General features: G+C 51.3%; 28 protein-coding genes. 17 read left to right on the top strand and 11 right to left on the bottom strand.

What is annotated here, in order from left to right:
* The first annotated feature begins 135 nt into the window (after positions 1 to 135).
* The 6 genes from BW974_RS21965 to BW974_RS21940 all read left to right on the top strand — a co-directional run bounded on the left by BW974_RS21965 (position 136) and on the right by BW974_RS21940 (position 4,815).
* Complete coding sequence (locus BW974_RS21965; RefSeq protein WP_076433014.1) at positions 136 to 879, top strand: SDR family oxidoreductase; 744 nt, start codon at positions 136 to 138, stop codon at positions 877 to 879.
* A complete protein-coding gene (locus tag BW974_RS21960) occupies positions 879 to 2,135 on the top strand; it encodes an ArgE/DapE family deacylase (RefSeq protein ID WP_076433012.1) in 1,257 nt (418 codons plus the stop codon). The genes BW974_RS21965 and BW974_RS21960 overlap by 1 nt, the downstream gene beginning before the upstream one ends.
* Before the next feature lie 266 nt (positions 2,136 to 2,401).
* Positions 2,402 to 2,893, top strand: coding sequence for an Lrp/AsnC family transcriptional regulator (locus BW974_RS21955; RefSeq protein ID WP_076433010.1), 492 nt, complete (start codon positions 2,402 to 2,404; stop codon positions 2,891 to 2,893).
* Positions 2,894 to 3,456: 563 nt separating this feature from the next.
* Complete coding sequence (locus tag BW974_RS21950) at positions 3,457 to 3,624, top strand: DUF1931 domain-containing protein (RefSeq protein ID WP_076433008.1); 168 nt, start codon at positions 3,457 to 3,459, stop codon at positions 3,622 to 3,624.
* A 244-nt stretch (positions 3,625 to 3,868) separates the two neighbouring features.
* On the top strand, positions 3,869 to 4,345 hold the full coding sequence (locus BW974_RS21945) for a helix-turn-helix domain-containing protein (RefSeq protein WP_076433006.1): 477 nt from the start codon (positions 3,869 to 3,871) through the stop codon (positions 4,343 to 4,345).
* Entirely contained in the window at positions 4,342 to 4,815 is a 474-nt protein-coding gene (locus BW974_RS21940) for a PIN domain-containing protein (RefSeq protein WP_076433004.1), read from the top strand. Before BW974_RS21945 ends, BW974_RS21940 begins: the two co-directional genes overlap by 4 nt.
* Before the next feature lie 268 nt (positions 4,816 to 5,083).
* Here the strand turns inward: BW974_RS21940 and BW974_RS21935 are convergent, their stop codons facing one another.
* Positions 5,084 to 5,350 (bottom strand): hypothetical protein, encoded by a 267-nt coding sequence (locus BW974_RS21935; RefSeq protein WP_076433002.1) that lies wholly within the window; start codon positions 5,348 to 5,350, stop codon positions 5,084 to 5,086.
* Between the two features lie 1,279 nt (positions 5,351 to 6,629).
* Between BW974_RS21935 and BW974_RS21930 the strand changes: the two genes are divergently transcribed.
* Positions 6,630 to 7,130, top strand: coding sequence for a hypothetical protein (locus tag BW974_RS21930; RefSeq protein ID WP_076433000.1), 501 nt, complete (start codon positions 6,630 to 6,632; stop codon positions 7,128 to 7,130).
* Between the two features lie 533 nt (positions 7,131 to 7,663).
* On the opposite strand, the gene BW974_RS27345 is transcribed toward BW974_RS21930, so the two are convergent.
* Both BW974_RS27345 and BW974_RS21920 read right to left on the bottom strand, forming a co-directional pair.
* The gene (locus tag BW974_RS27345; RefSeq protein WP_076432998.1) at positions 7,664 to 7,858 is read right to left on the bottom strand and encodes a hypothetical protein; all 195 of its coding nucleotides are present in this window, start codon (positions 7,856 to 7,858) and stop codon (positions 7,664 to 7,666) included.
* A gap of 162 nt (positions 7,859 to 8,020) precedes the next feature.
* The gene (locus BW974_RS21920; protein WP_076432996.1) at positions 8,021 to 8,692 is read right to left on the bottom strand and encodes a hypothetical protein; all 672 of its coding nucleotides are present in this window, start codon (positions 8,690 to 8,692) and stop codon (positions 8,021 to 8,023) included.
* A 112-nt stretch (positions 8,693 to 8,804) separates the two neighbouring features.
* On the opposite strand from BW974_RS21920, the gene BW974_RS21915 reads away from it, so the two are divergent.
* Positions 8,805 to 8,981 (top strand): hypothetical protein, encoded by a 177-nt coding sequence (locus BW974_RS21915; protein ID WP_245800249.1) that lies wholly within the window; start codon positions 8,805 to 8,807, stop codon positions 8,979 to 8,981.
* A 181-nt stretch (positions 8,982 to 9,162) separates the two neighbouring features.
* Here the strand turns inward: BW974_RS21915 and BW974_RS26000 are convergent, their stop codons facing one another.
* The 4 genes from BW974_RS26000 to BW974_RS21895 form a co-directional block, all read right to left on the bottom strand.
* On the bottom strand, positions 9,163 to 9,312 hold the full coding sequence (locus tag BW974_RS26000; RefSeq protein ID WP_175609784.1) for a hypothetical protein: 150 nt from the start codon (positions 9,310 to 9,312) through the stop codon (positions 9,163 to 9,165).
* A gap of 592 nt (positions 9,313 to 9,904) precedes the next feature.
* Positions 9,905 to 10,303 (bottom strand): PIN domain-containing protein, encoded by a 399-nt coding sequence (locus BW974_RS21905; RefSeq protein ID WP_076432990.1) that lies wholly within the window; start codon positions 10,301 to 10,303, stop codon positions 9,905 to 9,907.
* On the bottom strand, positions 10,300 to 10,545 hold the full coding sequence (locus BW974_RS21900; RefSeq protein ID WP_076432988.1) for an antitoxin VapB family protein: 246 nt from the start codon (positions 10,543 to 10,545) through the stop codon (positions 10,300 to 10,302). Before BW974_RS21900 ends, BW974_RS21905 begins: the two co-directional genes overlap by 4 nt.
* Before the next feature lie 309 nt (positions 10,546 to 10,854).
* Positions 10,855 to 11,283, bottom strand: coding sequence for an SHOCT domain-containing protein (locus tag BW974_RS21895; protein ID WP_076432986.1), 429 nt, complete (start codon positions 11,281 to 11,283; stop codon positions 10,855 to 10,857).
* 164 nt (positions 11,284 to 11,447) lie between these two features.
* Here BW974_RS21895 and BW974_RS21890 point away from each other — a divergent pair, with 164 nt between their 5' ends.
* From BW974_RS21890 to BW974_RS25110, 3 genes are all read left to right on the top strand, one after another.
* Positions 11,448 to 11,771, top strand: coding sequence for a SprT-like domain-containing protein (locus BW974_RS21890; RefSeq protein WP_368275075.1), 324 nt, complete (start codon positions 11,448 to 11,450; stop codon positions 11,769 to 11,771).
* A complete protein-coding gene (locus BW974_RS21885) occupies positions 11,768 to 11,962 on the top strand; it encodes a hypothetical protein (protein WP_076432982.1) in 195 nt (64 codons plus the stop codon). The genes BW974_RS21890 and BW974_RS21885 overlap by 4 nt, the downstream gene beginning before the upstream one ends.
* A 340-nt stretch (positions 11,963 to 12,302) precedes the next feature.
* Positions 12,303 to 12,524 carry a hypothetical protein gene (locus BW974_RS25110; protein WP_139328989.1) on the top strand — a complete coding sequence of 74 codons (222 nt, stop codon included), beginning with the start codon at positions 12,303 to 12,305 and terminating at the stop codon, positions 12,522 to 12,524.
* Between the two features lie 680 nt (positions 12,525 to 13,204).
* Here BW974_RS25110 and BW974_RS27340 read toward each other — a convergent pair.
* Positions 13,205 to 13,435: a HalOD1 output domain-containing protein gene (locus BW974_RS27340; protein ID WP_076432980.1), complete on the bottom strand. Its 231-nt coding sequence runs from the start codon at positions 13,433 to 13,435 to the stop codon at positions 13,205 to 13,207.
* Between the two features lie 204 nt (positions 13,436 to 13,639).
* Here BW974_RS27340 and BW974_RS21875 point away from each other — a divergent pair, with 204 nt between their 5' ends.
* On the top strand, positions 13,640 to 14,083 hold the full coding sequence (locus BW974_RS21875; RefSeq protein WP_076432978.1) for a DUF7344 domain-containing protein: 444 nt from the start codon (positions 13,640 to 13,642) through the stop codon (positions 14,081 to 14,083).
* Positions 14,073 to 14,408 carry a HalOD1 output domain-containing protein gene (locus tag BW974_RS21870; RefSeq protein ID WP_076432976.1) on the top strand — a complete coding sequence of 112 codons (336 nt, stop codon included), beginning with the start codon at positions 14,073 to 14,075 and terminating at the stop codon, positions 14,406 to 14,408. Before BW974_RS21875 ends, BW974_RS21870 begins: the two co-directional genes overlap by 11 nt.
* A gap of 485 nt (positions 14,409 to 14,893) precedes the next feature.
* On the opposite strand, the gene BW974_RS21865 is transcribed toward BW974_RS21870, so the two are convergent.
* On the bottom strand, positions 14,894 to 15,247 hold the full coding sequence (locus BW974_RS21865) for a DdfA family disk-determining factor (protein WP_217694389.1): 354 nt from the start codon (positions 15,245 to 15,247) through the stop codon (positions 14,894 to 14,896).
* A gap of 201 nt (positions 15,248 to 15,448) precedes the next feature.
* Positions 15,449 to 16,156: a DUF7344 domain-containing protein gene (locus BW974_RS27590; protein WP_449267262.1), complete on the bottom strand. Its 708-nt coding sequence runs from the start codon at positions 16,154 to 16,156 to the stop codon at positions 15,449 to 15,451.
* A 328-nt stretch (positions 16,157 to 16,484) separates the two neighbouring features.
* Between BW974_RS27590 and BW974_RS27335 the strand changes: the two genes are divergently transcribed.
* Positions 16,485 to 16,751 (top strand): HalOD1 output domain-containing protein, encoded by a 267-nt coding sequence (locus tag BW974_RS27335; RefSeq protein ID WP_217694388.1) that lies wholly within the window; start codon positions 16,485 to 16,487, stop codon positions 16,749 to 16,751.
* Positions 16,752 to 16,983: 232 nt separating this feature from the next.
* Here BW974_RS27335 and BW974_RS21850 read toward each other — a convergent pair whose 3' ends face one another.
* Positions 16,984 to 17,445, bottom strand: a complete 462-nt coding sequence (locus BW974_RS21850; protein ID WP_076432972.1) for a hypothetical protein — start codon at positions 17,443 to 17,445, stop codon at positions 16,984 to 16,986.
* A gap of 361 nt (positions 17,446 to 17,806) precedes the next feature.
* Here BW974_RS21850 and BW974_RS21845 point away from each other — a divergent pair, with 361 nt between their 5' ends.
* The 3 genes from BW974_RS21845 (at position 17,807) to BW974_RS25105 (ending at position 19,956) form a co-directional block, all read left to right on the top strand.
* Positions 17,807 to 18,424: a hypothetical protein gene (locus BW974_RS21845; protein ID WP_076432970.1), complete on the top strand. Its 618-nt coding sequence runs from the start codon at positions 17,807 to 17,809 to the stop codon at positions 18,422 to 18,424.
* Positions 18,421 to 19,599 (top strand): inorganic phosphate transporter, encoded by a 1,179-nt coding sequence (locus BW974_RS21840; protein ID WP_076432968.1) that lies wholly within the window; start codon positions 18,421 to 18,423, stop codon positions 19,597 to 19,599. The genes BW974_RS21845 and BW974_RS21840 overlap by 4 nt, the downstream gene beginning before the upstream one ends.
* A gap of 159 nt (positions 19,600 to 19,758) precedes the next feature.
* A complete protein-coding gene (locus BW974_RS25105) occupies positions 19,759 to 19,956 on the top strand; it encodes a hypothetical protein (protein WP_139328988.1) in 198 nt (65 codons plus the stop codon).
* Positions 19,957 to 19,963 lie beyond the last annotated feature (7 nt).

Genomic DNA, 19,963 nt, shown 5'->3' with positions numbered 1-19,963 from the left:
AGTACTTTGGCAATAATACAGAAATAAGTCATTTGAAAGGACAATATCCGTCTAATGGACTCTAATTAGGATATTGGACTAAATTGAAGGCAGACAAACCGAAGTTTGATGGTCTGTCCCACGAGACTATTTCCCATGGAATTTTTAGAAAAAACGGTGATAGTAACGGGAGCGGGTTCCGGGATGGGGCAAGCCATTGCAGAGAAATTCGCGTCGAAAGGGGCAGCAGTCGTGTGTGCGGATATTGATGTCGATGCTGCTACCGAAACTGCTGAGAAAATCAAACTTGATGATGGACTCTCACTCCCACTTGAGATCGATGTTTCGTCCGAGAACGACGTGAAAACCATGATCGATCGAACGGTAGCGGAGTTCGGGTCGCTCGATGTATTGCACAATAATGCAGGCATTCCTCAAGAGGCGACCCCGGTTGAGGATGTTTCCGAGACGGAATGGGATCAGATCATCTCTGTCAATCTGAAAAGCGCCTTTCTCGGGGTGAAATATGCTGTTCCGCATCTTCGCGACGGCGGTGGTGTCGTCCTTAACACTGCATCTACGGCAGCGATCCGACCACGAACTGGACTTTCGGCATACGTTGCATCGAAAGGCGGGATGGTCACTCTGACAAAGCAACTTGCCTATGAACTCGCACCGTCCATCCGAGTGAATGCCATCTGTCCCGTGGCAACAGATACGCCAATGTTGTCGAAGTTTGCAGGGGAAGACCTCAGCGTAGCCGGGATGCAAGATACGATTCCACTCGGACGTCTCGCCGAGCCGAGTGATATTGCTGCGGCGGCTACCTTCCTCGCAAGCGATGATGCTGAAATGATAACGGGAACCGCCCTCGAGGTGGACGGTGGGAGGGATATCTAATGGCAACGAAGCGAGCCATTTACGACGAAGTCGATGACCGACGCGATGAAATCATTTCCCTCCTTTCGTCGTTTCTCGAAATCCAAACAGAAAACCCACCGGGTAGAAATTATCGAGACGGTGCTTCCTTTCTCGAAACAGTGCTTTCAGAACGAGAATACGATGTCGAATTAGTCGACGTTCCTGAAGATGTCGTAGAACGCCACTATCCTGAGCGATCCCACCTGGAGCGGGTCAACATACTAGGTCAGAAAATGTTCGGGGATGGGCCGAACATCCACTACACCGGTCATTATGATGTCGTTCCTGCAGGAGAAGATTGGACCAAAGATCCGTTCGATCCGACGATAGAAAACGACCGGATCTATGGACGCGGTGCCAGCGATATGAAATCAGGCATCGTCGCCAGTCTGTTTGCGATTGACGTCTTGGAAGCTGTCAATGCTGAATTGGAAGGATCAGTCACACAAAGCATGACGGTCGATGAAGAAACGGGTGGGTTTACTGGCCTTGGATATCTCGCACAGGAAGGTTACCTCGATGGCACCGATTACTGTGTCTACACCGAATGTTTCGACTCCTCTCGGGTCTGTCTTGGTCACCGTGGGGTTGTGAAGTTCAAGGTTGTGACAGAAGGACGAAAGGCGCACGGCTGTATGGCTCACGATGGGATCAATGCCATTTCGACGATGAACGATTTCTTAACACGCATCGAGGAGTATCGGACCAAGCTTCATCAACGGACGACTGATCTTCCGGTTACACCAAACGAGTCTCGACGAGCGGATATCTCGGTGACGATGATGGATGCGGGCTACTCCGAGAATGTCGTTCCGGATCGCTGTACGGCGACGTTCTATCGGGTACTCGTTCCAACCGAATCAGTCGCGGATGTACGAAACGAGATTCAGGAATTGATAGGGGAAACAGAGAACAGCATGGATGCCTCTCTCACCTATGATGAAATCATGTTCGCGGAACCAACGAGCGTATCTCAAGACTGCCGTGTGAGCCAAACATTCGCCCAGAATGTCGAATCGTTTTATGGGAATTCCGAATTCGTCATCTCCCCCGGTTCCGACGATCAACGCTTTGTCGTCAACGACGCAGGCATCGATCAATGCATTGTATATGGCCCTGGACGTCTAGAACAGGCTCACGTCGAGGATGAATTCGTTTTGATCGACGATATTCTTACTGCGATCAAAGTGATGGCAGTTTCGACTGCACAGCTTATCGGTGATTTGGACGAATAGTTCGTCAGTCGTTACTCATCAGAAGTTGGGTCTCTTAGAACTACTTCGAAGAACATCGAGGTGCGGAAGTTGCAGTATTACTAAGATTTAATTGATCTCTAAATCTAATTAGATGAATAAAACCAATATTATTAAATAATATTATATTTAAAATTATGATTCTGGATAGCAACATGATTGGACAATGTTCTGTGGATGCCAATTAGATTAGAAGTATCTACCAAAAAGCGTGCTTTTCATATATATTAGAGCGTGTACTCAACATAATGACAAAGGGATATTCAACGAGTAATGATTTTGATGAGGTCGACTTGAAGTTGCTAACGTTTATCGAAGATGATTTCGACGTAAGCTTAGATGAGTTATCCGATGAATTAGAAATTTCGAAATCGGCAGTCCATTATCGACTTAACAAAATGAAAGAAAGCGGCGTGATCAAGGGTATTACTGCCGACTTGAATCCAGAACCTTTCGAACTGGATATGGTTGCGATTACTGAGGTATCCGTCACCCATGAGAAGGGATATTCGACCGATATCGGGAACAAACTCGCAGATATCAATGGCGTCGAACAAGTATACTATACGATGGGTGATGTTGACTTCATGGTTCTCACCCGTGTGCAGGATCGAAATCAGATGAACGAAGTCATCGATCAGATGGTTGCTATCGATGGTGTTAACGAAACATCCTCTCGATTCGTCATGGATGAAGTAAAGAACAATCCAAAGTTCATGAATAATTTTTCTCAAGAGTAATTCAGCGAACCAAACAGATCGTTAAGCCGATTACTACACTGCACACGTTTGTTAGCATTCGACAGTCGGATCATCGGATGTTGTCGGAACTTTCCTGCGAACCGCTTTTTGTTCATCACTCAGCCATCCATATTGGTCGGTGTGTGTGTGTGACACCGACATTCACGGCTATTGTGGACATGCACCAAGTTACATGATATTACTACAAATGCTGTGAGGATGGCCGAACGCGTCCTTTGAGGTTCAATACTATAAATCGATCCGACGGCCGTCTACCATTTCCACGTCGAATCATGGAGTGGCAAAGAAGGGTGGAAAGATCCCGATCATCCAGGAGCGTACAGTCTCGATTCAACCCAGTAATCATGACCGTTTTCTCCACATTCTCTCCTACTTGTTGAGTCCTGGTGTCGTCGATGAGCGGATGTCCGCTCAATCCTAAGCGTGTCCACCACCCGCCGAGCGGTCACAGCCCGAAACTCAGACTCATGCTCCGAATTGCCAGTCCTTTTCAACTATTCCGCCACTGGTCTTTTGTAGTATTATCCCCTCTGGGCGCTTGTATGGCTGATTTGATTGTCAAAGCGGCAGTGAAAGAACAGCTCGAAGGACACAACGTGGCGAGTAACTTCTACGATGCACTCGATGAGGAAGTTGCGACCGTTCTCGACAACGCTGCCCGACGGGCTGAAGAAAACGATCGCAAAACCGTCCAAGCACGCGATTTGTAGCTACTTCCCATCTTTTATCCACTGTTTTATTGCATCAGTATGGTGCGATAGCCCTGTCCCAATTCATGAAAAGAGGACATTCTATTACGGCGTCTACAGGCTGAACTGGCCGAGTGCCTCGGGCTCAAGCCCTGAGACGGTTCATTGCAGCTAATAACAGAATGATCAACATTATCCCCCCTAAACGTTAACGATGCGAAACGCTTAGGCACATCCGAGTATTTCGTATATTCGTAAACCTCGTATGAGCGTCACAGACGATACTCCCATCTCTCGCAAACGGCTTCAGACGGTGTTTGAGCAACTGGCAAACGACCGAAAACTCGAAATCCTCAGCTACGCAGCCGACCACGAGCAGTTTACTGTGACGGCCCTTAAAGACGACCTCGGGCTGCCACATACGACAGCACACGATTATTGCCGCGAGTTGCACCAAGCAGGGCTCCTGCATCGCGAGCAAATGAAGCCTGCAACCTATAGCGCTGTTGAGTTCGACATTCAACTGTCACTGGATGCTATCGCGACAGCTGTCGAAACGGAGTCCGAAACAATCGATTATATGCTCGAGACATATGGTGACGGTATCATTGACGAACTCCTCGATATCTGGGGGCGTGTCGACGCAGGTGATCTTACCTATCGCGAGGCAAGTGGCATGCTTGAAATGCGGCATGTCGACTTCCTTCGACTAGCGGCTGAACTTGAGCTGCTCAACCGATGAGTGTGATCGTACTGGATGCAAACGCAGTGATCATGCATGGTCGAGCGTTTTCGAATCGCGTTCGAACTGCTGTTGAAGCGGGAGCAACGCTCATTCTTCCACGGTCAGTCAAACAAGAACTCGTTGACGACGTGCTTGCGGCTGACAATGCACCTGCCAACCATCGTGCTTCAGCACAAGCAATCCAAGAACTTGTCGACGAGGGATTTCTCGTGCTTCGGATACCGAATTTTGAGACATACAGCGGTATCATTGACGAAGCACGCCGGCGCATTGCAGACGATACGCTTCCGGAGCATACAGTCAAAGCCGATCAATACATTCCGGCGCTCATCTGTGAGCTCGCTATTAATGACACTGTTCGTCTAGTTACCGCCGACACGAAACTCCGCACTATCGTCCAAGACATCACAGCCCGAAACGGAGTAGCAGAGAACGCTATTTTGTGTGATCCGTTGACGGTGCTGTAGTGAGCATGGTCTGTTTTCGATTCTCTCTTGGCTAATTTCCGGAAATCCACCAGATAACAACCCGTGGACTCAATTTCCCGCGTTCCAATTCACCCTGTTCATGCAGCTCTTCGAGCCGCTGATGACTGGCCGCCGTTTCATCTCAACCGTATCTGCGACCCACCGAGCGGTCACTGCTGGAAACTCGGACTCACGAATCACTCGACGAATATCGTCATCACTCGTTTGCTCCGCAAATCGTCCCTGCTCGTCGTGTTCACTCTCATCGCTAATTTACAAAGTCAATAGCGTAGCTAAGGACGACTAACAGTGCCCCAAGAGTAACTGTCCAGACTGTATACTTCCCAACAGTGAACTCTGCTGGATCTTTGCTGAAAACCTCATAGATTGCTCCAACCGCCATGCCACATCCGCCTACTGATTGAAGTACTAGTGGAATACTTTGCTCACCAAAGATCACAGAGACCAGTGCGGGAATACCTAACGTTGCACCGACAATGAGCATAGAGACATGATAGAGATAGAATCGATTCATACCAAACGACTGAATCCATCAAAATAAGATTTTTTGGTTCATTGATGAGCTAAAAATTCAGTCCGTATTCACTACCCGCCAGTACCCCAATCCCCGATAGGCCGATACACCCGCCAAGACAATCAGTGCAACAAGCATCATGGACACTCCCGATTCGAATGCTGTTCCAAAAGTAACCAAGAAGGCAACTCCAGCAATACTAAAAAGACACGTCAAACGACGCCTGCACAGCGAACGCTCACCGGAACCACGAGTGCGCCGGCTGCCGACAGTGGCGAAGATGATGACACACTGCCGACCGAGCGCGATCTCCGCCCGGACTTCGAGTCTGCTACTCATCAATTCATCTGGCAGAGTCATCCGTTACGAAGAAGTACCATATCCGACTCACAGGTGTCACACCAATCACTCTCAGTGACGGTGATTTCACAGATGTGCGTTAATAAAATGTTAGCACTCGCAACCACTGTTTTCATTCTATCTTTCTCCTAACAAACGGGTGTCGAAGGAGGTGCTACCTACCACCGTCACCTTCGACGACCATACCCGCTTAACAAAACGTAGTGTCTGTAACAGAATTTGCCGCCCTGAAATCCTGTGGAGACGCAATTTTGGTGTTAATCGTGCGTACCACTTACGAACGTACGACTGCACAACCGTGTCATGCTAGAGGACGAGACCGAATCAACGAGATAGATTACTCGAGGAAATGTTAGCAGCGTATATTTTCTTGGCCAAGAGAATTATTAACAAGATATACGAATGGATGGTATGGAACCAAGACGACTTCGCTGGGGTATCGGGCCCATGGTGATTGGCGGTCTCGCTCTCACATATGGCTTATATGCTGGTATTTCAGTGAGCGCGGATCCAGTTGGCCGCACTAGTGGAATGGCATTCTATCTTGGGAGTGCATTCTTTTTTGTCATGGGAACTCTCGTTCTTGTCGGTATCTGGCCGGTTGATAATACCTGAAAATAGCCAATTAGATTAACTCAACGAGACATTTGTGACGGCCTTGGTGGCTTCCCGTGCTGGCTGTGCGTGCAAACGGGACGGACGGAACTGCCGAACTAACTGATTCAGATTGTTTTCTTATTCGGTATTAGATGGGATAGTCACCACGAACCAAGTGGCGATCATAGCGATCATGGTGCCCTCGAAAGAGATGGGGCGAAAATAGCTGTCGACCAACTCTTCTTGCTACAGGCATCGGCAACACGCTTTGAAACCACAGAATGCCAGTTCGTTTATCCCGATTAGCCGTATAGTGTGGTCTGTGGGAGAACAGAACGAACCTAATCAGTCCGACGATCAAGAAACGCTTGACCGAACACTTGATGCAGTACTTACTACTAAGAGACCAGTAAGCACAACAGACGAAATCGCTGATGTTACCGGCGAGAGCACTGAGATCACCCGTTCAACGCTGACCGAACTCCATGACCAGGACCGTATTGAGCGATTGGAGATTCCCAACTCGGGAGTCATCTGGTGGGCACCACGGCCGCTGGATGATGTCTTAAAATCAATCAATGCTGAAACAATTCTGAAGCGGTTGAGTGATGAACTAGACACCTCAATCTCGCTCGGCGATGGGACAGTCTACGAAAATGGCGATAAGCATCCACCCGAAGAACTAGACTCTGGATCAGCATCACAGAACGAAACCGATTCGAATGAAAAGGACACAGGCGGGGTAATTCCCAGCAGCGAAGAATCTGGAGAGAAGCGGCAACAGTTAAAAGATGGTGCTGATCTTGAGGACGTTTCAGAATAGCATGGCCAGTGTCGCCTCTCTCTAACGGTTCACTATTCGGCGCTCTCTTCTGAACAAACTTCGATGATAGAAAAGGCCCTTAGATAGGCAACCAACTAATCAATAACCTCGCAACTGATAGATTATTGCGCCGGGTATTAGAGGGAACCCGGCAGTCATGTGAGAGGGGAATTCGAGAGGGCCACACATGACTTTTTACCGGAGCATTCTCTCATTATGTTTTAAGCATATCCTAGATCCCTGAGCTGTTGTTTCACCTCCCTCAACAGTATCGTGCTTTGTCTTTTGAACATCAAGTCTGTCTCGTGACTCTTTGAGCAACTTTCGTGGCTTCGAAACGACCGGTGTGCCATTTTCTACCTATCCATTCCCTGCCTCATAACCATTGTATAAATTGGCGAGAGCAACGCCAGTTAGAGGAATATTCTATGCCTCGATGCAGCATAAAGGATCTGTCCCGCGAAAACAATTGACGAGACGACTGCTGAGACTGTCTGTCGATTATTTTTTTATTGGTGGCGAGAATCGAACGATTATCGAACCCACCGAACCAACCTGAGGAACAACGAAACCGCGGTTCCGATGCCTGGTATTTTTGATGAGAGGGCAGCTGCACCAAGAAGCAATAGGCCGCTCTTTCGGCGTCCACGAACGAATGCGAGTGCTGCATCGATCAACGTCGAGATAATACTGACCCGATTCACCGATTTTGAATCAAATCTGATCATTATTTCTTTCTACTCCTATAGAAGCGTCATAGTATAATAAAAACACTTGTTGATACAGATTCGCTCTTCGTACAATCGTCTCGCTCATTGGAGTCACCGACCGAGATGAAGGGATAGGAGGGTCGTCATGCGACTGGCCATCCACTCAGTAACCATGTTCGTTCACTCATCGTCGCACTCATTCCCATCATGGTCGCCATTTGCGACCGCAGTTACTCGCTCGATGAGCAGTGGGAGGGTCGAAACTCCGGCCCCGATGGCCGCTCCCGTGACTTTCCCCTTCGCTCCAAACCGTTTACCGACCTCGTATCCCGTCCTTGCGTGCTGAACACTGTCTAGATACCGCTCAATGTCATCCACCTCGTTGAACAGTTGCGGTGGTTCGTCGGGATCAAACGCCGCACGAGTGCTGTTGTACGCACCGTATACCGTTCCCATACCGCCCCCCAAAACCGCGCCGTACGGTCCAGCAATATACCCGCGTCGAACCCCTTGGAGCGCGCTCTTAGCCGCGTATTGGTAGTCAACCGCGTCGACGAATTGCCGAATTTCGATTGCAAGCGTCGTCGCAGATTGGTTCGTCATTGCCGTGATCGCCAACGGGTCCGACAGTGGTTCGGAACCTCGATTGTTCACACGTTCCCGAACGGTATCGGCAGTTCCCCTTGCCGACTTGGCGGCGCGCGATAGCTCGTCGTATGCAGTCGTTCCACTTTTGACCGTTTCTCGTGCGGCGGTTTCTCCAACGTTGCGGCCTACGCGTGATACTGCTTCTGTTTGCTCTTTGGCGCCCTCGGCGACCTCGCGTACGCGGTCTCGGAGTTGGTATCTCATACGTACCAATAGCGGTTTCTCCGACCTGGGCATTCGCTTTGCGCATGTAAGGTCTTTCTAAGGGAAAGCGCGGGATTGTCACCGGCGGGAAAGGATGTTGGAAAGACCATCAATGCGACGCTCTAACGCATTCCCGTCCGAGGACGAAAACAATGCCGAATCAGAGGACTGTGACGGCATGAGTGGCTTCCCGTGCTGGCCGTGCGTGGGGACAGGACGGAAGGAACTACCGAACTACCCATCGCTTCAGCTTTTTATCCACGGCATGTCAAGTGATGACCTCGGATAGCACCGACCATCGAAAGCTCACAGGGTGTATACCCCAGGACGACACAATTTCAGAGTTGTACCATGAGATACCAGTACTCTTATGTTGCCAGCTATGGATTTCCTGCCTGGATACAGCATTAGTCCATTCTTTGGAATGATGTATCCAACCAATAAAGATAGGATGACAGGCGGATGTTCGCTTACCCGGTGAATCCGCCTGGATTCCATCGTGCCCAATAAATTCCCAGAGCGATGAGCACCCAGCCAGTGACTTCGCCACTGGTGAGTACTGTGCCGCCTGCGGTGATGAGCGCGACAGAAGGTCCGTATCGTCGTGCACCTTCTGACATAGTTTGCCCGCTTTTTTGCGGGCAAAGAAGTATGGTACCAAAGTACAAAAATGTTTAGTCTACATAATATAATAGGTAGAATACAATATCGGGTTTTCAAAATCAGTGTTTATGAAAGCCGGTACAACTTTCACAGCACTGCAAGCGCTGTTCCGTGTTACAGTGGCTCTTCCGTGCGAAAACAGCAGAAGAATTGATCGGACATGACAACCACACTGATTACCTGCATCTGCTGTATCCCCTCTATCCAAACATCTACTGTAAACACATCGCTATCGTCCAAACCGCGACTGATAACGACCAACCGACAGCGTTTCCAGTAGAGGAGGACAGCTAGGACGAAGACGGCGCTGAATCGACACAGTGCGAGTAAAACGGTTTGAATGGTTTCCCGTACTGGCCATACGTGAGAAGGGGACGAAAAGAACTGCCGAACGAACCACCGCTTCAGCCCTTTTCATCCATGGTACGCCAATTGACGTTCTCTGATATCACCGATCAGCGAACGCTGACGAAAAGCGCGAACGCTGCGACCGACGATCCTCATTTTTCTGTAAGCAGGAAACCCCGCCGTTTACGCCGGGTGAGGATATCACCGGTACTCTTCGACGTCAATCACTTTCTGTGTCTCTTCGTGAGTTAAGTCGCCGTCCCCAGAAACCACTGGTGCATCAAGTTCACGACCAACAGCAGCGATAAGTGCATCAGGCCCGTCAAGATAGGGGCCACCGGGTGCGATCTCGTCTGCAATGTTCCCAGCGGTGATCGCTGTCCGTTCGTCGGTGACATATACTTCGCCCCACGAGAGATCAGCACGCACACCGTCTACGTCACCATCTGGAAGGTTGCCCGCTCCGACAAGCATCTCGACATACGCTGCGAGAGGGATGATCCACTGCTCATCGGCACCACCCGCTTCCTCGTAGAACGTCTTGGTAGACGCAACACCTGCGAGGTAGTCGATAAGAAACGATGTGTCGAGAACCTTCACGCGTCGCCTCTACCGAGTCGTTGCATCCGTGCCTTTCGCTTCTCTTTGCCCTGTTTGCGACCCTCACGGACGCGTTCAGCCTCTTCGTCCGACCAGCGACCAAATCCATCAGCGAAATCGCCGCTGTTGTCACCGAGCATACGCTCAAGAACGTCGTTGAAGCTCTCACCCTCTCGTTTCCGGCGTTCTAATTCCCGCTTTACTGTATCGCTAACGCGAATCTGATCGTTTGCGATGCCCATCGTACGTTGACATTCGTGTTGACGCTACTTCGTCTTTGTGTTTGTGGGATCCGAACCAGGTACATTTACGACGATACTCCAAAGACATCGACGGCCCTGCTCGACCGAGCACGACAGCACGCAACGAACGTCGGCGCCGAACACTTCCCAGAGTTGCCGGTCGAAACGATTGAATGGGAGGTGTCTCAGCGACGCCAGCGATCAACAGGGGCGACGAAATCTAATCCTGAAACCTTGTTGAGCGCGAACTGAAGGACGATTCTCCGTACGGTAGGCGTTCAGTTACACTGCGAATGAATTGATGCGATTTCAGTCGTTACTCTCGGTGAGTACATCGTGTGCTTTTTCGCGTTCGCTGGATCCATCAACCGACTTGGACTCTAACACCTTCTCAACTTTCTGCTCAAACTGCTCGTCAGTGAGTTCCCCATTGGCGTATCGGTTACGGAGAGTGTCTAAAGACCCATCTGTCTCAGCGGGTGTTTTTCTCATAGCACCCTTGTTGCTATCCTGGGAATCCCCGAACGCCTTATGCCATAGTTGATACTGATTTGGATCATATGCATCAGTCTCCGGTGGAATTTCTTTAATTGCAAACTCAATCACACTAGAGACGATCATACCAGCAACCAGCGCCCAATACCAGGGCACCGAGAACGCTCCATACAATACTCCAACAACAATCGTCGCTGTGAGGAGGGTGAACCAGTGGTCATCAGAACCCAGCAGTGAGAGCATTAGTGTTTTTCACTCAGCTTCTTTGTGACGGATGATCTTCAATTCCTATGTTTACAGTCTCCACAGAGATGGGTCAATCCACAATAAGCCTGATATTGGATCAATCGTCTGAGCTATCCATTTCCTTCGCCATCAAAGCAAGATACAACCCCTGAGAAGGCGAGATAACGATCTCGCTTGCGTGGGACGCGTTCGAGCAACACGGCTGGGAGCAATTCAGTTCGACCGTTCGCCACGAACTCATTCACGCATGGCAATACCACGAGTTCGGGGAGGCAGATCACGGGCGAACGTTCGATCGCTGGACGGACGCCCTCGACACAACCCAGCACTGTGAGCGGTTCAAATCGCCGAACTGGTGGGTGATTTGTACCGAGTGCGGTGGACGACTCCCGCGCTTCCAGCGCTCGAAGGTGGTCAAACATCCTGAGAAGTACAGTTGCGGCGATTGTGGTGGGTCGCTGCGGGTTGAGGAGGGCACCGAATGAGTTCACAACGCTGCCCGGTGTGCGGCCAAACGGTGTTGCTAACGACGACCCGCGGTCCGTCGGCGATTACAGTCGCTCCTTGCGGGCACGAGATCGGCCACGGGGCCGAGTTGCTCGATGCTCCGGCCCTTGAGCCGCTCTCGCCCGGCGAGTGGGTGACGGAGTTCCTTGCCACTGCTGACGACAATTAACACCCCTGACGTTTCGCCCCTTCCCTTGTCTCTCATTCGCTTGTTTTCGAACGGTACAGGCGATAACGTAGGTTAGTAGATCATACTAACTTTCGTATATCCTCTTTTACTCGGCTAGCGATTGAAAACTATTATATCTCGCTTCACCTACCAAAGCGAACAGTCTCGAATCAATGAGCGCCGTTGGGTTGTGAATGGCACTCAGCAGTCGAACGTCTACTAAATCCATAAGCGGAAGTAACCAACCCCCGGTATCCCCAAATTAATTTATGCGCAATCCGTGATGCGAATCTCTCATTCGCTACATCGGATTTATTAAAGCAAAACACGTACTTTGGATATGAGCAGATCACACGTTGGCACTATTGTAATCGGTCTACTTGGGATTGCCCTGACCTACACTCTTTCTGGGCCAGAAGAACGGGTCTTTGCATTTGGACCGTTTCGATTTGATCCCTACTTCGCCGCTATCAGTGGATTTGGGTTCCTGATCGCATGGGGAATATTATCAACACTGGGGCTTGCTTCACCAGTTTTTGAGAAATTCAACAGATTAGGGTAAATCCAGAAGAAGGTGTTTGTATCATGATCATTTTCTATTCATCACGAAGCTGGTTTTCTACCGCCTAAAATCATAAACGACACTGGACTATCCCCACACCGTGAGTCGATCACTGTGTTTTTCGGGGTGCATATTTAGCCGACCAGCCGTCGTTGATTCCCACGATTGATTTCGGCTTTTTGAGCAATCTGAGAGGAAGCAGTCTGATTTCTGGGACTTCGATCCGTTTCAAGATGCGTGATTGATTTGATAATCGAAGTAGAACGTGCTACGGCAGCGAGGTCAACTTCTCGAATTTGGCCGATTTAGCGGATTCACTACCGCTGGGCAGTATAAGCAGAAGTGGGACAACCCCGGGACCCATGTATCGATCTGTAGCAGTCGTCTACGGATCGACGATTCGTACGGAATTCATCCGAATATGATCCGGAACGTAGCTGGTGGTAGCACCCACTACCAAACAGAATTCTACTCCCAGCTGCCCCAGATACTAACCAGCTCAAAAACGTAATATCTTAACTCAATGACCATACTCGTTGAACTCTCTCTCTCTCTCTTTCTCTCTCCCTGCCAGCGACTTCGCGCTTGGCCGCTTACTCACAGCATGAACAGAGATGCATATCGAATTCGAACGAATCGTGCCCGTTTTCGAACCGTTCACAGTGACCCCGGTACTGCAGCTATGATTCGATGCACATCAGATGAGTAGACGCGACTGTGATAGAATACCCACAGTACTGAAATGAGATTGACTCCCGATCACTCGGCGAGTCAAACACTCGAGCAAGTTCGTCGATATCGACTGCCGCACTCAACGTCCCAAGTTGCTCTGGATCACACTCTTCCAATGCAGCAACTGCTTGCTTCACGCTTGTACTGGGATGGCGAGATGGATCTGCGTATGTTTCCATGCAAGGTCTACAGTCTCCACCGATAACTACCGTCGAGATTTTCACGCTATGTTGTCTTCTCAGTGAACATACAATTCATACCATCCAGTGGACGTGTGTAAATGTGAGTTAACGCTGATTTTAACCACACTGGGAGCTTTTGGATACCAGAAGCCAGCACACTCCGTCGATAGTGCTGGATGCAATAGTTGGAGTAATCCATATATGACACAACATGATCACGACGAGGAATCAGCATTGGAGATATCATCCAATGCCGGTACCATGCCGGAGATCCCTGAGCACATCTTGGAGTTGGACTACATCTTCCAATCGATTGCAAACTCCCGCCGGCGCTATCTGCTTTACACACTTGAATCAAAAACAGAATGGTCAGTGCGTGAGCTTGCGACCAAGCTTGTCGCCTGGGAGACTGAAACGCCTGAGAAGGATGTTTCACAGGAGGAGATCGATCGGATGTTCGCCTCCCTCTACCATGCCCACATCCCCAAACTTGTCGATGAACGGGTCATCCAGTTCGATGCCGACACCGAGACTATCTGGCCGGGAGAGTACACTGAGCAGGTATTGACTGCCTTAGCAGGGGCGGGGGCGAGTCTCGACATGCGACAAGAAGCCCACGCACGGAGTGAGATGGATGACGGATAGTTTTGACGAAGACAGTGATCCCAAGGCCAGCGTAGACGGTGGCGAACAGCTCCTCGAGCAAGCTCAGTACGAGCGGGCCAGTCGCGATGATCTGACGACCACGATTGTTGGGGCGATTGCAGCGGCCGAAGGTATCTCACCGGCAGAGCTGAAAGACCCGATACTCTACGAGTGTGTTGATATCGCGGCATTGGAGGATTCCTTTTTCGGGCCGACGATCGCAGGAGAGCGTCGGAATGCGGTTGGTAGTGTCGAATTTCTCTTTGGGGAGTATCGAATCGAAGTCAGTAGTGAGGGTTGGGTTTCGGTGTATGGACGCCCCTGAGCTCCTTCCGAAAACCCGTAAACTAACTCTACTGCTACAAACTCTCACACCCAGTAGGACAGACGGCGGGCAGAAACAGGGTGCTACCTTGATGTGAACCACCTCGACCTTCAATTGAATCCCAACAGTCTTGATCAAGAGGGTTGATGCGATTAGATCGGGTTTCCAGGGCCACCACCGTTACGGTTGTCGTCTTTGTCCTGCAATTGCTCGGTGAAGTTCTGGACGTTCTCGTTACTTCGACATTGGCCTGCACAGTGACCGCATTTCCCGATTCACCATCATCTGTACCGCTGTCTCTTTTCTCAACCGCGATGGGCTGTGATGGTGGCGGTGTATTGTTTCCACTCTCGACCGCCACAGTAGCATCTTCCAGATATAGCAGATACGTATGAATCAACTCTGTTTAGAGTGACTTGATCTCACACATCTCGTCACACCAACGGAAATCCACTTCACACCAGACGAATAATGCACATCCCGTTCTAATCGTCCTCAATCAGTGCGTGATCTGTATTTGATTCTGACATGGGTTGGTGAAACGTAATCTGCCCATCGCTCTCAACCTTCACGTAGTACGAATCGTAATTGAACAAAATATGTCCATTCGAATCACGCGGGTCCTTACTCGCTCGGGGGCCAAACAGCGCATCAAGCGCCTCGGGGTCAACGAACTCCGAGAGCACTGTTAGTTCGGTCGGATCAGCGTCGTTCAGTGTTGCAACGGCCTTGAGCAGCTCTTCACTGACCCTGTCTGTTATCGGATCAAACTCCGTTTGATAAACCGCGTCATCTGCATCGTTACTATCGTCATCGAATGGAGGAATGTATTCGGTCATGGTAGGGTGCGAGAAGGACGAACTATAGAATGCACCCCACTCACAGCATGTGAAACAGCCAGACTGTTCCTAAAAGGTCGTTTCCACCGCCTGGAAACGGATACACAGTATACTCTTGCTTCTCGACCAAATATTAGCGCACGCACACACACATAACACTCTGGCTGAGAATCGAACATAATTTTAGTGAACTGAACGATTTCACTCGCGTTCTACGGCGTCAAGCGTAGTCACGTATGATGGGAGTCGTTGTGCAGCCGGCGTTTCTCGCATGGCAACTGTCTCTGACGCATCTCGATACGTAATGAGTTCATTCGCAACGAGACGAGGGAGGTGCTTGTGAATGAGGGCGGTTCGTGCCTGCTGGAACTCCCGACCAGACCGTTCTGGAGATACTCGATTCCCGTCAGTTCTCATCAAACCGAGCGTGATGGCCGTTAGTGCACGTCCATTCTCAGCATCGACTAGTCCTGCGAGAATGAGCCGCCGCTGTGGATGGCCAAGCGCGTCGAAGCAGCGGTCTTGGATTGAATTTGGATCGTTATCTGCGTGTTTAAGTAGGGTCGTAAGACGTGAATGAGGATGATAGCGTATTCGTATCCCTTCGGCCTCGTACTCGAGAATACCACTGGTAGTGAGTTTTGGCAACACAATGTGGCGCAGCTGAAGGCGAATGTCCTCACGAGGCTGCGGCGACCTCGAAACGAGTTCCTCGACTACTGTCGATTGGTCGAGCGTGAATTCGCTTGCGTGTTCAAACGCTCGCAAGACCGCTCGTACTCGTGCATCGACGAGGAGGCTGCACAATGCTTCGACAGGGAGGGACGCTACTGGGCGAGTAGCAGTTGGTGGTTTCGTTGGTGGTGCCCCGTTGTCGTGGTCATCAGAGGTGCGATGAGTATCTGACATGCATTCATTCCTCCAGCCTCTGTGTGTCAAGGACGACCATGCAACCGCGCGGATCTGTTCACGCGGACATGTGGTACAGTCCACTTGTCTCACATGTTGTCCGTTCCCCTTCTAGGAATTGAACGCATCAGTGTGTCCCGTATCATAATAGTAGTAGAGAACCGTTATATAACTAATTAGTACTATATGAGAGCCGTTTCAACAAGCAATTCGTCGGTGGTAAAAGATACCGAATCGATTGGTTTCGTTTGTTTTAGCCCGATTTGCACAGGAATACGGTTACGACAGTGCCCAAAGGAGTTATGCGTAGAGAGATAGAGTACGGAAGGTGACTGTCCGAGTCAGATCTGCTCACCGGGTATGCCTTTCGTCCTTCAGGAAAGCCCATGCCAGAGACACCGATTGCGACATCCGCATCCCACCGCCACAGTCGTTCGAAAATCCGCCACTGAGCCTCGAAATCACCGAAGCAATTATCGATCACACCGACCGTACACGCGATGAGCTCCCACCGCTGTATGAGGTGATCGATCCAGATGCCCTCGAAAACGTATTCTCACCTAGGCTGAACGGAGCAGCACGAGCGAATGGTTGAGGAGTGTTTCAGTATGCAGGTTGCCGGGTAATCGTGGACGTAGATCGTACAATTACTGTTGAGTCGTCACCCGATAGCTGAGACAAGACTGGGTGATATTTATTCCGCTGGGTGCCTCGTTCAGAGAGCTTCGTTTCGGAATGCGGCCAGTTGATACTTTAGACTGGCACTCGTCAGCAGGGAGCGTATGTCCCAGGTGTATCGACTCATGCTCCCTGCCGAGGAGATCAATCTATTGTATCCTCACCTTCGTGAGGTAGATGCACTTCTCGAATTCGCTTCCCTTGGAACACCCGACACTCCTTTGCTTCCACGATTCTGGGCGTATGGATCCGACCGAGAGGTACTCGCTGATCAGCTCATCACCGCGCCAGCACTCACTGCGATCTCTAAACAAGCGGTGTGTCCCGACCGCGTGTGTTATCGTGTCGACTGGGATCTGAGTACTAAAGAAGTTACCAACCTCGACCGTCTCAGAACCCTGCTTCGTGACCTCGGGGTCACTGTGTTGTTCGGCTGTATTACGCCCGCTGAATGGGTTCTTGTTTGCCAGTTCCCGACTCAGGAAGCAGTGCTCCGTTGCTATACCGACTGTGGGTATCCCGACTGCCGACTTGCCCACCAGACCGATCTCGACTTCAAAGAGTATCATCCTACCAATGGGTGACACGAGACGCTGTTTTCTCTCAGACATTGATGATGCTCGTCAGTGTCCGTTTCGACCGTGGGAGCGTCACCTATCGGTACTCTCATAGCGGACCACTGTATTATAAATGGACGATTAGAATTTTGTTACAAAACGGATAGTTACGGTCTCATCCTGCGACGAGCGTAGAACGATCTGCCGAGTACTTTGATTATTTCAGCGTCCTCGAGATACAGGAATTTTGTCTGGTCAGACTTACAATCGGCCAGGCTCAAATACCGATGTCCGGGCAAAATGTTTTTGCCAAATTACTTGAGCGGAGGGTGTGTAGAATCTGTATGTGCTTTCTCACATCTATTGATTCCAGGTTGGTTCTACCCATACTGGTGGCCTTCGGACTGGGTGAGTCGTGAACCCGAACCGCGTCGACTCTCTCATCGATCTGACCTACGGCCTGTTGATCGCGGTCTCGGTCGGACTGATAGTCATCGCCGGGACCGCTGTCGGGTTGGCATTCGGATTTGGGGTACTGGTCTCTTATGTCCTCCACGTCGTCTGGAAGATGGCCCGTTTCGATCCGAACTGGATGACGACGGCGGTCAAGGAGACCGTCGAAGAGACGGTCAACGAAACAGTCGGAGAAACCGTTGACGAGACAGTCAACGAGACAGTTGAGAAGACGGTCGAGGAGACGGTGGGCGAGACAGTGGAAAGGACAGTAGACGAGAAGGTTGGGGAGACGGTCGGTGAAACCGTCGAAAAGACCGTCGGAGAGACGGTGGAGAAGACAGTCAAGGAGACGGTGGGCGAGACAGTGGAAAAGACGGTGGATGAGAAGGTTGAAGAGACGATAGAGGAGACGGTCGGTGAAACCGTCGAAAAAACAGTTGGGGAGACAGTGGAGAAGACTGTCGAAGAGACGGTCGGCGAGACAATGGAGACAACCCTCGAGGAACAGCGTGCGGCCAAGAGCGCGAACGACGAGACAGGCGAGGCCGCCGAAGAAGGCGAGACAGAGGACCGATGACCAGTCTCCTGCTCATTGGTGGCGTCCTCGTCGCAATGTTTGTCGCCTACAACATCGGGGGATCGACTACGGGGCCGGCGTTCGGGCCGGCCGTCGGTGCCAACGCCATCTCCAAGCCTGTTGCCGCGGCGCTCATGGGCGTGTTCTTTTTCATCGGTGCCTGGACGCTGGGGCGGAACGTCGTGACAAAACTCGGTACCGAACTGGTTGTCAACACCGGTGTCTTCACGCTCGAATCCTCCATCGCCGTGCTGTTTTTCATTGGGCTCGCACTGCTGATCGGGAACCTCTTCGGCGTCCCGGCCTCAACCTCGATGACCGCTGTGGGGGCAATCGCCGGCCTCGCACTGGCCGCTGGCGTGCTGGATTTCGCCGTGATGGGACAAATCGTCATTTGGTGGGTCGTCTCGCCCATCATCGGCTTCTGGGTCTCGCTGGTCATCGGCCGGTATTTTTACGCGCGGCTGAACAGGCTGATCGCGATAGAGCGCAGTACGGGGTCCCTGTTCGATCTTGACCGGTCCGGTGTCGTCCCCATCCCACGTGTCCACAAGACGACCAATCGTCGGGAGCTGGTCGGGACGGTTACTGTCGTCGCGATTGGCTGTCTGATGGCCTTCGCTTCAGGCACCTCGAACATCGCTAACGCCGTTGCACCGTTGGTTGGCAGCGGCGAACTGGCGATGAACCCGGCGATCATCTTCGGTGGGATCGCCGTCGCCATCGGCTCGTTCACCATCGCTCGACGAACCCTGGAGACGATGGGCAGTGGCCTCACGGAACTCCCCCTCACTGCGGCCATCGTTGTCGCGTCGGTTTCCTCGACGCTGGTCGTCTTCCTCTCGGCGCTCGGCATCCCCGCGAGTTTCGTCATCATCGCGACGATGTCCACCGTCGGGCTGGGTTGGGGCCGAGCGACCCGACCGAGGACCGCCCCCGAAATAGTCACTGGCAACGGAGGGGCTCCGGTCACGGTCGACGCGCTGGCGGCCGACAAGGAGGGCGAGACGCTCCCTCCAATCGGCGCGGAGGACGCCGAGGACATCCCTGATCCGGGGGCGTTATTCAACCCCGTGATGACCGCGCGCGTCGTCCTCATGCAGAACGTCGTGCCGGCCATCGCGACAGTCGGTGCCTATCTCACATTCCGGTTCGTCCCGATATTCGGGTTCTGAGCCGGAGCCGACTTGAACCGCGTTACCGTTGCTGTCCCGGACGGTGTCATCGCTCGTGTTCACGAGAGAATATTGGCGCTCGATGGTGTTACCGGTCAGTATGAACCTCGATCCGAGAAAGCTGTCCTCTTCGAGGACTCAGCAGTGGTCCGTTCCCTGATGTCGATCGCCCATCGAATCCACTCATTAGAACACGGGCTCTCGCGTACTGGTGACGATGACGACCGTCACGACCAGTTAGAGAGCCGTTTACGGGAGAAACAGGCGGCGTTCAGAAAACGTGAGGAGATGGTTGGCTTCCGGGACGAATGGATTCCGAAATCGCAAATCCAACTCGCATTTCAACGGAAGGGCTGAGAACTGA

The sequence above is a fragment of the Haladaptatus litoreus genome, from assembly GCF_900156425.1.
GTDB lineage: Archaea > Halobacteriota > Halobacteria > Halobacteriales > Haladaptataceae > Haladaptatus > Haladaptatus litoreus.
Note: the sequence above shows the minus strand (reverse complement) of the source record. Positions and strands in the feature narration are given on the sequence as shown.